This window comes from Paenibacillus sp. JT22N15 (assembly GCF_059383755.1).
In genome coordinates, this window is the sequence record NZ_JBXENV010000003.1 from 552,225 (window position 1) to 566,179 (window position 13,955).

The following is a 13,955-nucleotide window of genomic DNA, read 5'->3' on the forward strand; positions in this document are numbered from 1 at the left end:
TCTTAAGTCAGCTGGTCAAAACGAATGTTGAGCAAATCCTGATAAGCTTCCTCTGGGGCAAACAGATCAGAAACGATATAGAACTGGGGCTTGGCGAACTGCTGCTTCCCGTCTTGCAAAAATAGTTTTTCTGTTGCTACGGATGCCGCTACATGGGTATTCATATGCAGCTCGCTTGAATCAAGCTCTGGGTGGGCCATGAAGGTCAGGCGCTGCTTCCGCTCACGGGAACTATACTGGAAAATCCCGTTTGGGCTGCTGGCGCTATACTGAACCCTGCCAGCCTTATAGGTAATATTTTCACCATTGCTATTTTTAACATGCCCCCTGCTATCCTTAATATCGCTGCTGGCCCGGTAGAAGGTCGAACTGGAAAGGGTTAGCGGATGCAAAGGCGCACCTGTATTTTGCTCCACCCGAATAACAGTTGCAAGTACAGGTACCCCTGGCAGCATTAAGAAATAGTGATGGAGCACAAGTCCTCTGAATTTTGCATGGTTGCTGATCGTCACACTCATTCGGATACCCGACCAGCTGTTTCCCAAATTATCTGTAATCGCTGCAAAGGCTGTCTCACGCGGCTCTTCCATGAAGCTCGCTGCGGACATGCCGGATACTTCTGCTGCAATGCCGCCGATCCAAGGATTCCACCAAGACTTAGGCCCTGGATGAGGAAAGGAAGAATCGAGCCATTCCACGCCGTGATGCTTTAATGAAAATAGGGCCGGGGCAAAGCTGCTGCTTGCCTGAATTTGCATAACCCCATTGCCCGCAGTAAGTACCTCGCCATATTCCGTCTGTTCCGTTTGTTGTGTTATTAGGTGATCCGATACTGGAAAAACAAGGCGACTTCTTCCTGTCCTATAGGATTCCATGTCGAGACGCATGGTTAGAATATCCGCCTCAAGGCTGGATTTCCAAGCAAGCGGCGTTACGAGTTCGGTGAGCTTCTGTTCGCTGGATATGAGGTGTTTTGCCGTATCTATGCTGTCTAGTGCAGATGAGATCTCAATTTCACCTTCCAAAAAGGCATTTTTCCGCTCCGCAATCCGGATCTCCAGCGATCCTTGCAAAAAAGGATTTCCCTGATTCACAATCGTCTCCAGCTGCTCGGTAGTCTCCAGCTCCTGTGAAGTTCCCCTGTTCAGGGCAAAAGAACGGAAATCACGCCAATTTCTCCACGTTCCTAAAGCAATGCGGATAGGCTCAGTCTGTGCCATACCTCCCGCGGGAATAACGCCCAAAGCATGCTCAATGCCATAATACCAGCCCTCTGATACGATCTCCAATTGTTCAGGCCAGGTAATTCCCCGTGACGATGCCCCGTTATGAGCAAAAATCCAGTTTTCCGTAAACCGATTTTTCTCCCAATAATCGGAATTGGAGGCGTCTGGCCCTTTGCTTAAATCCACATACCGGCCTTCATATGGAATAACGCTGTCTTCAAGGTTGAAGGTAAAGCCTTCTTTCAAAAATAGGGGTTCCTCTCGAACTGCTGCCGCCTTGTTCTGTACAACATGATGACGGGTAATTATACCATTGCTGTACAATTTGACGACTAGCGTTAGCAGCAGGTTTGCGGAAGTCAAATCATAATGGGCTTCAAGCACCATAGCTTCGTCATGACGGCAAGTTACTTGAGATACACGATTTTTCTCAAATGCGCTGCTATAAGGCAACCCAAACTTAGGATAATAAAGATTTATGGTGCTATGAGTTCCCTCGTAAATGGAAAGTGTGTTGCTTGATTTGCTTAGGCGAGCGGAGTATTGTCCGTTAAAGATTACCCAATCCTGATCGGTTTCGCCTCCGAAAGCAGCATGTATTCCCGGAAACACAAGACTGACCTCCTGCTGCGATACGAGTAATTCGCCAGTGCCGACCACCTTGTGAATAGCCAGATGATGATGCCAAATGCCATAGGTCAGCAATCGAGCGTCAATGGTAATGGTCCTCCGGCCTTTAGCTGGTACCTTGATACGGACGGAGGGCTGGCTGAAGGAAAGAACCGCATCATCGGCCAGCTCGAAAGCAAACTCAGCCTCTGTCTCGTACTCATTTTCCATCGTCAAATCAAGCGCAATAGGTTTACCCGCATAAATGGGCCCAACTGGTGCTTGAAGCTTTAGCTTCGCTGGAAATTTTGGCTCAATGCCAATTTTGAAGGCAGCTGGCAAACCATTAATAAGAAGCTCGGCTTCAACAACCGGATGGGTCTGAAATAAGTTCTGATCCTCTTGAGTGGCATGGACAAAAAAGCTGCCTTCTATCCGTTCCTGTGACTCAACCACTCTGGATTCATGCAGCTCAAAGCTAATGGCAGCATTGCCGACGCTCTTGATTTCCAAAGCTAGAGCCTTCCCGCTTTTATTGACGGCTTCATATACGATCGGATAGCTAGCACCAAAAGGCAGTTTATGGTGATCAGGAATCGTTGCCTTAATGAGGTAGTCATTCGTTTCAATTAGTCTTAATCCGCGTCCTGTCCGCTCATATTCCATCCTCAGATGTAAATTGCCTTTTCTCCACTCATAAGTAAAATAATCAAAACCTTGTTCCTGACGTCCATCGGGACTGACCGCAATTTCGCGTATGCTATCCGTGTACCAGTTGATTTCTTCAAAATAAGCCTGTACAGCACCGGTCTGCAATACGGATGGAATCAAGTTCATTAGATGTGTGGTGTCATCCCGTTTCTCCCAGAAAAACCCGCTCTTCTTATAGGCAGGGACTGCTTTCGTATTGCCTGGCCATGTATAGAGGTCAAGTCTAGGCCAGCCAAGCTTCAAGGTCTCCTCTATTGCGCGCAAAATAAGTCGCTTGCCGACTTTGTGTCCATGATAATCGGGCCGGACATTTAGTAAAGGGATGTACAGGGCACCAGCATCTTCCTTGTAATGGGAGAAGCTGCAATATCCCACAACCTCCCCACCAGCTATCGCCAAAAATACATGAAGAAAGGTACTGTTATGATGTTCTTTAAGAATGCTTTCCTCCGTCTGGAGCGAGTTGTCTCCACCCCAACTCTCATTGCTTGTATTCCACATTGCGGCGATGGAGGCTGCATATCGGGGTTCATATTCGATGATAGTCATTTCTTGATTTCTATTCATAAGAGCACTCACCTCCTAAATTCGTTACACATGGCTGAAACAAATTTCGACATTATACTGACTGAACGTTCAGTATATATTGTACCATGTGCGTTTTTTCTGGTCAATTTTGCTAAATCTCTTCATCCCTGCAACGAACAAAACCGGTCTCCAAAGGATGGAAACCGGTTATCGACCTGAAAATGAAGACACTAATCCTGTCAACATTCGCTCACATATTAGCAAGCACTATTTCATCATATCAGCAATAAGTACCTTTTGCCCAAGTCGTGCACTCTCCAGCGATGCAAGCACCATGGCCATGCTGTAAATATTGTCGCTGCTGTCGGTTTCCGGCTTGCGCCCTTCATCAAGCGCTGCGAACATTTCGTCCAGACAGCCTTCGTGGAACTCATTATTCATCTGCACAAGTCCGCCATCTACACGCACATAATCGCGAATGAATTTGTCCGATTGATCGCCTGGAGCAACAACCTCGGCATAAGGTTCACCGATTCCATCCCAAATGGCTGTCCCATATTCTCCTGTAATACGCCACTGGGCTTCCCATGAGGTAATAGACCCTTCCGCACACCATGAGCCGCGATAATTAAAAACCGAGCCGTCGGACATTTCAAAAATACAGAGTGCTGCCGCATTCCCTTCATACCAGGAGCCCGGAGGATTAAATTCGTGGCAGTAGACCGATACCGGATTCGCTCCCGATAAATACCGTGCCTGGTCGAACGTATGAATCGCCATATCGAGCAGCAGCGGACTGCTCATCGCATCACGGAATCCGCCAAAGTGTGCGCCAATAAAAAAATCCGCACCGATAAAGCCGGTTCGCCCGATATGGCCCTCCGACATCAGCTTGCGCAAAGCCCGAATGCGCCCATCGTAACGGCGATTTTGCATAACGGCATGCGTACGGCCCGTACGCTGTGCCAGCTTCACAATAGACAAGCATTCTTCCATCGTTTCTGCCAAAGGCTTCTCGCCAAATACGTGACAGCCCTGCTCCAGCGCTGTAGTGCCGATCGAATAGTGGCTGGACGGGATGGTAATATCAAAAACAAGGTTCGCCCCCGTCTCCGCAAGCGCAGTCTGCAAGCTGGTAAAGGTCGGACAGCTCAATCCTTTACGCTCAGCCATCGCTTGGGCAAATTCCTGTTTTATATCGACCAGTCCGACGATTTCCGTATCCTTCCTACCTTGTGCATAGTCCACCCATTTGTTAGCCATTCCGCCACAGCCCGCGACGACTACCTGATATTTTGCTGTCATTATGCTATTCCTCCCGCTTCTCTTCAGCTAGTATTTATACGCTTGGATTTGGAATAAAATCGCCACCGCGGCAGCGCTTCAAATAATTTAATGCGTGGACCTGACCCGTCATTTCCAGCTCGTCCTTGTAAACAGGATCATGCCAGCCCTCGATATCGATCGTGCCTTTATAGCCATTTTGACGCAAAATCGTTATAATATCGCTCCAGTTGCTGTCGCCAAAGCCCGGCGTCCGGTGCCACACAAATGGCTGAGGACCATGCACACCGTGCTCCTTCACAATATCCCAAGCGATTGTTGCATCTTTGCCATGAACATGGAATACTTTGCTTGCCCATTTGCGGAGCTGCGGGATCGGATCAATCAGGCTAACCATCTGGTGGCAAGGCTCCCACTCCAGGCCAATATTATCCTCTGGCAACGCGTTGAACATAAGCTCCCACGCTGCCGGGTTATGCGCGATATTCCAGTCTCCCTGCTTCCACGTGCCACCCATATCGCAGTTTTCGAACGCGATCCGCACGCCTTTGTCCGCTGCACGCCTCGTTAGCTCCCCGAACACTTCCTTAAAACGCGGGATGGATTCATCAATCGGCTGATCCGTCAATCGGCCAGTAAACCCGGATACAATATTAGCGCCAAAAAGTGATGCATGGTCGATTAAGCGCTCCCAACTGGCTAAAGTATCCGCATTGTCGCCCGCTCCCGTAAGCGGATTGCCAAATACGCTAAGCGCCGACACCACAAACCCATGCTCATCGGATAGAGCGCTTACACGTTTGGCCAACTCCGGCAAATCGGTTTGGCCCGTCGTTTGCCAGAACGTTAAATTAAAAGATTCAAAACCATGTCCCACGATTTGCGGTATAATCCTATCGGCATTCCCGCCGCCTACCAACGTACCTATTCGCATTTGTTCACTCATCCTTGAATATCACTCCAATATTGGCTTATAGTATGCTTAGCACCTTCATTATAACGAGAGAATTACGAGATGACTCTACACAATCTTGAGCAAAAGTAGTCTAATCTTGTGGTGGTGAATTTTACTATGACATATCCAAAAGAGCTTTGGGAAAATACGCGACTAGAGCATAAGGCGTATCCCATTCAATTATTTCATAACCAGGTGCTTGGAATTAAACCTGGTGACAGCATGCTGTATTTGCACTGGCATGAGCATTTCGAGATTATTCTGATGAGAGAAGGCCATGCGCTGCTGCATATCGACAGCAGACCTTATGAGATATCGCCGGGAGAGCTAATCGTTATTCCTGGAGGCGGCCTGCATGTTGGCTATGCGCTGAGTGAAGGCGATATTCGTTACGATTGTATCGTCTTTAATGCCTCATTGTTCAATGAATGGGTTCATGATCCCGTGCATGCGCAGCTTGTTGCCCCTTACCTGGAGGGGACGCTAAGATTTCCCGTCAAACCGCTGGAGCATGAGCAGCATGCCGAAACTATCATAAAGCTTCTGGATGAGCTAGTGGGAGAGTTTGACGGTAAGCAGTCAGGCTATCAACTGCTCGTCAAAGCAAAGCTGTATAGCGCGCTAACGCTGCTTGCCCGCCGTTACGACAGCCAGCCGCCAAGCAATGGCAGAGGCCCAGCCGCCTCCCACCTCGCTAACCGTGACCGCTTCAAGCAGCTGATCAAACGGTTGGAATCCGATTTTCAAACTAAAATAACGGTAGACGCAGCGGCACGGCAGGTTAATCTGAATCCATTCCATTTCTGCAAGCAGTTCAAAAAGCTGACTGGGCGAACCTTCGTCGAGTATGTCAACGTTTGTCGCGTCAACGAGGCGCAAAGGCTGCTGCTGCAAACGACATCCACCATTGCTGAAATTGCAGCAGCGGTAGGCTGCGACAATCCGAATTATTTTACAAAGCTGTACAAGCAATACAAGGGCATAACCCCGTCGGAAGCACGCAAACGGCCATTGTAGCGCAGCAAAAAACCTGACAAATGTCTTGGTTTCATAAGGATTTTGTCAGGTTCCTATTTACCGAAGCTTCATCTTCTCCGATAATTCCTCTTTCCGAGTTTCACTCACACTCTATTAAGTCATATTTACAAATTGTGCTAAATTATGTAATGTATATATTGTGAACCTTGCATTATTTTGTTGATTAGTCGCCCTTGAGCATTCGTTTTTATCATCACTTTTGTAATGCCCATTCATTTATCAAAGGAGATGGCAAAGTTGAGTGAACGTTACTTAATTAAAAACGGCTTCGTGTTAACGATGGACAAGTCTTTAGGAGATTTCAAGAAAGCGGATATTCTAATAGAAGATTCGCTCATTGTAGCAATAAAAGAAGAGCTCGATGCAATAGATTGCGAAATTGTCGATGCAACGGATATGATCGTCATGCCCGGCTTCGTCGATACCCATCGTCATGTTTGGGAATCTTTAGTCCGAACCATAGGTACGGATTGGTCGCTGCCTACCTATTTGCAAAATATTTATTACGGAGGGCTTGGCAGCAAATTGCGGCCAGTCGATAGTTATGCGGCTAATTTGCTGGGAGCGTTGGATGCGCTGAATGCCGGTGTAACTACCCTTTTGGATTGGTCGATGATTTATTCCCCTGAGCATGCAGACGGGTTCGTTCAAGGTTTGCAAAATGCCGGAATCCGCGCCGTATTCGCATATGGAGCATCCGGCGAAACCGAATATTGGGACCGTGCTAGCCAAAAAATCGTTTCAGATGACGTGTACCGTATCAAAAAACAGCATTTTTCTTCCGACAATCAATTATTAACGATGGGATTAGCGATTAGAGGACCAGAATTCAGCCACTGGGATGCAACGGTTCAGGAAATAAGGCTTGCAAGAGAACTGGATGCGATCTGTTCCATGCATGTCGGTTTTGGCAGCTGGGGTCCAGATGACCGCTCCATTGAAAAGCTATATAAGGCTGGCCTCCTTGGTCCCGATTTGAATATGGTGCATGCGAATACAATGGGTTATGACGAGTACAAAATGCTTGCAGATTCAGGAGCGTCGATATCGATTACGCCTGAGGTGGAAATGATGATGGGGCATGGGTATCCAGCCACTGGGGTGTTTATGGAGAATGGCGGAACACCTACCCTCGGTGTAGATGTCGTGACTTCAACCAGCGGGGACATGTTTGCGCAAATGAAATTTATGCTGCAGGCGGAGCGGGCAAGAACCAATCAGAATATTTTAGCATCCAAAAACATGCCGGGCGAGTTGAGTTTAAAGGCACAGCAAGTATTAAATTTTGCAACGATTGCTGGAGCTAAAGCTTTGAAATTAGACCATAAAATCGGCAGCTTAACGCCTGGAAAAGAAGCCGATCTCATTATGGTTCGAATGACAGATTTGAATATGTTTCCCGCTTCCGATCCCGTTGGAGCTGTCGTACAATTTGCGAATCCCTCAAACGTTGATTCCGTATTTGTGTCCGGACGTCCAGTAAAACGCCACGGACAGCTGCTTCACGTCGATTTAAACCATGTGCGTAAAATCGCGGGTGAAAGTAAACAATATTTGTTTTCTGCTCTTGCAGATACCGCAAGTGGGGCCGTTTAAAGCAGCTAGATGGCTTGAGAACTTTGCGCGATCCTTCCCATAAGCTTGGAAAAGGCAGCCGTTCCTTAGGGGATGGCTGCTTTCAATTCGATGACAGCCTTAGAAAGGTTCTCACAATATACACACTTCTACATACCTATACCCCGTATAGGTATGTTAAAATCATTTTGTGAAAATAAAATACCAGATTAAAGGAGAGATCATCGATCATCATGAAAATCGCAATTATGCTTTTTGATGGGATCACAGCATTAGATGCAATTGGTCCTTACGATGTGTTCGCCGCTACACTGAAATGTGAAGTGAAGTTTGTCGCTAAGAGAAAAGGTTTAATCAAACTGGACTCGAATATGGGGTATTTGCATGCCGATTACAGCTTTTCTGAAGTTACCTCAGCTGATATTCTTGTTGTTCCAGGCTGTAGTCCGCCAAATTATAAAACGCCAATGAATGATGAAGAAACGTTAAATTGGATTCGCCAAATACATGAAACTACGAAATGGACTACGTCGGTTTGCAACGGCTCATTGATATTGAGTGCAGCAGGCTTGCTAAATGGAATCGTAGCCACCACTCATTGGGGCTCCTTCGATCTGCTCCAATCCCTTGGAGCCATACCTACAGATGAGAGAGTCGTTCGTCAGGGTAAAATGGTTACTGCAGCTGGTGTTTCCTCTGGTATCGATATGGCGCTCCAATTAATAGCATGGGAATTGGGAGAGGATACAGGCAAAGCCGTACAGTTGATCTTAGAATACGATCCTCAACCTCCATTTGACACAGGTTCACCAAAGAAAGCGCCCGCTGTATTGGTCGCACAAATAAAAGGGATGTTACAAGAGTTTGCAGAACGGGAGCCTAATGTGTAAATCACAAACCATTCGACAGCCTTTTTTTAAAAAAGACAAAAGAGACTCAGCCATGTTCCTGGCTGGGTCTCTTTTATCTTTAGAGGATCTTCATCGGCAAATGGGTTAACGACTGTCCTACAGCGGAAGTTGTAAGGTGATGCTCCAGGTCAAAGGATTCAACAGCTTCAATACCAGAAACCTTCTCCACAAATGCCTTCAAGGCAATGTTCAGCTCCATCCTTGCCAAAGGCGCACCTAGACAAAAGTGAGGGCCATTGCCAAAGGTTAAATGCTTTTTGTTATTGGCACGATGAATATTGAGCTCAAACGGATTTTCAAACATGCGCTCGTCCATATTCGCCGCGCTCATCCACGAGATGACAACGTCGCCTTTTTTCAAATCGACCCCTAATAGATTGTTATCCTGCTTAACCGTACGATGTCGTTTGGAGCAGTGGAATCGATAACGCAGCATTTCCTCAACAGCTTGAGGAGCCAGATTCGGATCTTTTCTTAATTGCTCATACAACGGTTTTCCTTCATGCAAAAAAGAATAGAACATGCTGGAAATCGTATGGCTCGTAGTTTCTATCCCTGCTCCGAGCAAAAGCATCGATGTCCGTACCACTTCGTCTTCGGTGAATCTTTCCCCGTCTACCTCTACATTCAATAGATCCGAAATAATATCATCGCCAGGATGTGTCCGCTTATGAACGACCATAGGGTATAAAAATTGATAATATTCCTGTGCGGCTGCCTGTTTTTTCAATTCAATCTCTTCTGCGTTCTCCTCGCCGGCCGGCTGGAACAAAATGTCTACCCATCCTTTAAAAAGGGTGCTGTCCGTAAGAGGAATGCCCAGCAAATCAGCCATAACCATTGCGGGCAGCGGAGTTGCCAGTGCCTGAACGATATCAATCGTCGTATTTGGTTCAATGTCCTCTACCAGCCGCTTTGCGATGTTGTTAATGCGAGGCTCCCAGTTTTTTAAGCTGCGGGGTGTAAAAGCTGCGGATAACAAGGAGCGGCTCTTGAGATGGCGCGGAGGGTCTATGCTTGAAACATTCAGTTTATCCGGAGGCGTCCCCTCCTTGTTCTTCGCTCCAACTAAAACCGTAGTTCTAGACCCTTCGCTTGAGAAATACTCATGCTTGCTCAGTACCATCTTGACATCGTCATACCTGAAGACATTCCAAGTGTCAGTGCCTTCATGATAATATACAGGGTGTTCGGACAGCATTTTCCGATACCATTCGAGTGGAAAAAATTCTTCCGATCTTGACTGAAACCGCGAAATTTCATGAACCGCAATCACTTCTTTGTACATAAAGATGCCACCTCCAGATTAATTACATAAATTCACAAACTAGAGCATACTCATTATTCCATTTTTCAGACGCCTTGTTTAGCACTTCAATACATCACATAATAATTATACCACTCGTTCATTTTATTGGAATAATTCGTAAGAACTATTTGGGAATTCTCTGTATTTAGGCATCTATTTTATACAACTAGTTCAATTTTGTGTTTAATCCGTTTAGCTCATTTCGAATGTGGTCTGTTTTGCTCTATATACCACCAGCATTCATTGGCAATCTTTCTAGCTTCATTCTGATAGACGCTGGACTCAAATTCGATTTGAAAGGCTTTTAATACTACTTCCAACATCGATATATTGAGCTCAGCATCTATAACCAACGACAGAAGTCCTTTTGTAAGTTCTTGAGCTTTGGTGGTTGCTTCCACTTGATGAATGGAATGACTGAACGTTTGAAGTTCAGCCACTAGGCTGGCTTTATCCAGCACGATTGGTTTGGACAAGGGGTTGATCAATGCAAGGTTGTCAGAATCAATCATATGTTCATGCCTCTCTAGCATGGCTCTCAACAAAATTTCGACATAATTCAACAACTTGGGTACGAGATTTTTCCAATCCGGCTGTTCGAGGCGGAAGTTCCGCCATGTATTGGAAATTTGATGGATCATGCCTAAACAAAAAATGGCTCCTTCAAAGGTATAGGCTTTTAATTCTTCTCCATATATTTGGGTCAGCCGTCCCGATAGCCAGTCCAACTGGATTCGAGTCAGATGCTGCAAATCCAACTCCCCTGAATATAAGCCTGTCCAAAATAATTCAAGAACACGCTGCTTTTCCGGGATCGTAATCGGAACCACAAGTTGATCCACGAGCAAGTCGAAATCCGAGGCATAGCTCAAGGATTCCAGATCTTTTCGAAGTATCATATCTTCCTGTGTACGTTGTTCCAAAATCGCCAGGATACAATCGTCCTTGGAACCGAAAAATTTGTAAAAGGTGCCTTTGGATACGCCTGATTGGTCCAAAATCATTTGAATCGAAGTATTTGCTACACCATATTCCTCAAATAGCACAAGTGCTGTATCCAACAATCGTTTTTTACGTTTATTCATAAGCTCCCCCTGGATTCTTTTGCATTCAGATGTATAAAGTGATTGTATCACCCAAGTGGGGAAAGAAAACAGAGTTACAAAAGGCTCATTCGAGTCATTGGAAAACGGAGCCCCAATTACTCCCATCATACGGTTGTTCTTCTACCGTTGCTGCTGCATTATGTGAAATCTGGCTCTTTTATTGATCTTCAATAAAATGACCGCCTTTTAAATGAAATTTTTCCGGACTCACCCGAGCTGATTATTTGTGCTCCGACAACCATTTAGAAATGCTTTGAATTTCCGCTTCGGTTATTTTTGTTCCGAACTTCGGCATACCTTTTCGGCCGTCCGTGACAATCCGAGCAATCTCTTCCTGCGTTAATGTGCTGCCAACGCTTTGCAGGTTCGGACCCGCCCTGCCCTGCAAGTCCGTGCCATGACAAGTCACGCATTTTTTCATGTAGAGGGTCTCTGCATCGCTATTTTGAACCCTTTCTCCTTCAATATTGTTGTTCTTCGTGTTGAATCCAGTGGTTGATTGGCCACATGCCGACACAATCAAAGCTCCTATAATGACGCCTATCACTGCACCGTATCTGAGCCTTCTAATCATTTCACTCCTCCTCCTCATTCCGTTTCAACTGCTATCATAACGAATCATCGAATTTTTAAAATGACTACTTATAGCTATTTCAGCCTCTGAAATATGGAGGTTTCACAACATTTGATCGGTGAAAAATAAAAAGAGTCGAATCTTATCATCAGACAAGATCGGACTCTTTTATTTCCAAATAAGAATGTCTTTTTCGATTTTGATGTAAAAAAACAAGCATCAGCAAGGCAAAGACGAGTACGACTGCAAAAATACCAGACAAACATAGCCCAAGCATTAAAACAATAATAAACGCAAGGATCGTATTTTTGACTAGAGCCATACCAACAAGAAATAAAATGACACCTAAAGTGCTAGTGACCAGAAACCTGTTATAGTTGAACTTCTCGGCAATTGCTCCGGAAAAAATTCGCCCAACAACCATGGCGATCCAAAAAAAGGTAACCGAAAGCGTGGCTGCTGAAGTATCCAAATGATATTGCTGAACGAATATGGACGGCAGAAAATTAACTAAGCTGGTTTCAATGCCGACATACAAAAATACGAAGCAAATTAAAAAGGCATATTTTAAAATAGCAAATCGCTATTTGCCCGTTTGATCGAGTGCTTCAGCATGTAGGGCTGGGGTTTGCTGTGATTTAGGGCTGTCAGGCTTCTTGCTCCAAAGAATGAGGTTTATTATGGCGAACACAATAACGATAGCAAATGACCATATCCAGGAAACGTTGGCTATTAATAAGCCCGACATGACGGGCATAAGCAAAGCTCCGAATCCAAACGCAACCTCTAGCCGACTCATCATCACAGCCCCATTATTAGATGATTCCAACAGAAACGTCCCTATAACCGTTTGAGTCATTCCAAAAGCAAAACCGTTTAATGCAGCAAGCAGCAAAATGTCCGATCTCACGTTTCTCATCCGATTCTCTGACCAGACGCTCTTTATATTCATAAATCGCTTTTTCTTTTGCTGGCAGCATAGCTCCACCATGTGTACGGATGATGAGACCAGACTCCTCCATCTTTAATAAATCTCTGCGAGCGGTATCGCGTGACACATTGAATTGCTGACAAATATCTTTAATATCGATTCGCTGATGCTGATTTAAATGCTCAATAATAGCGTTTAACCGCTCCTCTTGAAACATGCCAATCCCCCCTAAATTCCTGCTGATGAGCGTTCACTCGCAAACAACTATATAAGGCGTTTTACATCATATATTAAGTATTTTCAATCACTTATCTTCTTTTATGCATCATTTTTTCGATTAAAAAAATGGCTGCACAGGTTTGATTGCCTGTACAGCCATTGATATCACTGGTATCTCGTTATATGGCGGTATGCCGCCACCTACAATGCTTCATGATTTTCAGCTTGCTTCGTATCTCTCATTGAGAAGCCATGGTTTTAAAATGTTGAATGATATATTCACGAAAGTTTATCGCTGCAAGCGATAAGTACCGATCCTTCATCCATGCCAAATAAAAGGTTAATTGGCATGATGGTTTTTCAATTTCAATGTAGGTTAGGTCGGAATACTCTTCACGAGAGCCTGCCGGCTGGAAGGCAATCCCTAATCCTGAACGAATGAGACTGGCAATGGCTGCTGGTTCATCGCCTTCACATATCGTGCGAGGAATGAAACCCGCTTCCTTGCAACAGGCATCCATTAATTCTCTAAAGGAATATCCCTGTTTGAGGGAAATAAAATCTTCCTGGGCTACTTCATGGAGTGAAATCCGTACAGCACCTGCCAATCGATGCGTTTGCGGCACCGCAATCATGATCTTCTCCGTAATTAGCGGAACATGTTTAATATCATCACGGCTAATTAATTCGGTTGTGAGAAAAAAATCAATCTCATTGCGTTCCAGCAGCAGCATTTTATCCTGCTCTGTTGATGCCTGGGTAATTCTAAAATTAGCGTCTGGATATTGAGCTAAATAAGGAGAAAGCACGTTAGATAACCGATTTAGCGTAGTAACAGCAAGGGCAATTCTATTTTGCTCCCGATGAGCTCCCTCGGTAAAATGTAGTTTTCTCACGAATGCTCGCTTATTCGCAGGATCTCTCCAATAGATAAATCGCTATTCGGATAGAAGAGGGGGTGTACCGTCAAATTCGCCAA

Annotated in this window: 11 protein-coding genes and 1 pseudogene; 3 read left to right on the forward strand and 9 right to left on the reverse strand. The window is 45.4% G+C overall.

All coding sequences use genetic code 11. The annotated features are described in order from the left end of the window. Window positions 1-2: 2 nt before the first annotated feature. The 3 genes from AC50X8_RS08535 to AC50X8_RS08545 form a co-directional block, all read right to left on the reverse strand. The gene (locus tag AC50X8_RS08535) at window positions 3-3,113 is read right to left on the reverse strand and encodes a GNAT family N-acetyltransferase (protein ID WP_494879308.1); all 3,111 of its coding nucleotides are present in this window, start codon (window positions 3,111-3,113) and stop codon (window positions 3-5) included. A gap of 228 nt (window positions 3,114-3,341) precedes the next feature. Further along, entirely contained in the window at window positions 3,342-4,379 is a 1,038-nt protein-coding gene (locus tag AC50X8_RS08540) for a Gfo/Idh/MocA family protein (protein WP_056040231.1), read from the reverse strand. Window positions 4,380-4,413: 34 nt separating this feature from the next. After that, window positions 4,414-5,304 carry a sugar phosphate isomerase/epimerase family protein gene (locus tag AC50X8_RS08545; protein ID WP_494879309.1) on the reverse strand — a complete coding sequence of 297 codons (891 nt, stop codon included), beginning with the start codon at window positions 5,302-5,304 and terminating at the stop codon, window positions 4,414-4,416. Window positions 5,305-5,430: 126 nt separating this feature from the next. On the opposite strand from AC50X8_RS08545, the gene AC50X8_RS08550 reads away from it, so the two are divergent. The 3 genes from AC50X8_RS08550 (at window position 5,431) to AC50X8_RS08560 (ending at window position 8,816) form a co-directional block, all read left to right on the forward strand. Beyond that, a complete protein-coding gene (locus AC50X8_RS08550; RefSeq protein WP_494879310.1) occupies window positions 5,431-6,330 on the forward strand; it encodes a helix-turn-helix transcriptional regulator in 900 nt (299 codons plus the stop codon). Between the two features lie 258 nt (window positions 6,331-6,588). After that, entirely contained in the window at window positions 6,589-7,947 is a 1,359-nt protein-coding gene (locus AC50X8_RS08555) for an amidohydrolase family protein (RefSeq protein ID WP_155973411.1), read from the forward strand. A 212-nt stretch (window positions 7,948-8,159) separates the two neighbouring features. Then, the gene (locus AC50X8_RS08560; protein ID WP_056040222.1) at window positions 8,160-8,816 is read left to right on the forward strand and encodes a DJ-1/PfpI family protein; all 657 of its coding nucleotides are present in this window, start codon (window positions 8,160-8,162) and stop codon (window positions 8,814-8,816) included. A gap of 79 nt (window positions 8,817-8,895) precedes the next feature. Here the strand turns inward: AC50X8_RS08560 and AC50X8_RS08565 are convergent, their stop codons facing one another. The 6 genes and pseudogenes from AC50X8_RS08565 to AC50X8_RS08590 form a co-directional block, all read right to left on the reverse strand. Then, window positions 8,896-10,125 carry a cytochrome P450 gene (locus AC50X8_RS08565; RefSeq protein ID WP_494860498.1) on the reverse strand — a complete coding sequence of 410 codons (1,230 nt, stop codon included), beginning with the start codon at window positions 10,123-10,125 and terminating at the stop codon, window positions 8,896-8,898. Window positions 10,126-10,343: 218 nt separating this feature from the next. Next, entirely contained in the window at window positions 10,344-11,231 is an 888-nt protein-coding gene (locus AC50X8_RS08570; protein WP_056040218.1) for a TetR/AcrR family transcriptional regulator, read from the reverse strand. Window positions 11,232-11,472: 241 nt separating this feature from the next. Next, entirely contained in the window at window positions 11,473-11,826 is a 354-nt protein-coding gene (locus AC50X8_RS08575) for a c-type cytochrome (protein WP_494860500.1), read from the reverse strand. Between the two features lie 148 nt (window positions 11,827-11,974). Further along, a pseudogene (locus tag AC50X8_RS08580) lies at window positions 11,975-12,745 on the reverse strand (MFS transporter). Beyond that, the gene (locus AC50X8_RS08585; protein ID WP_081419002.1) at window positions 12,642-12,974 is read right to left on the reverse strand and encodes a DeoR family transcriptional regulator; all 333 of its coding nucleotides are present in this window, start codon (window positions 12,972-12,974) and stop codon (window positions 12,642-12,644) included. Before AC50X8_RS08585 ends, AC50X8_RS08580 begins: the two are co-directional and overlap by 104 nt. 241 nt (window positions 12,975-13,215) lie before the next feature. Next, window positions 13,216-13,872, reverse strand: a complete 657-nt coding sequence (locus AC50X8_RS08590) for a LysR substrate-binding domain-containing protein (RefSeq protein ID WP_494879311.1) — start codon at window positions 13,870-13,872, stop codon at window positions 13,216-13,218. Window positions 13,873-13,955 lie beyond the last annotated feature (83 nt).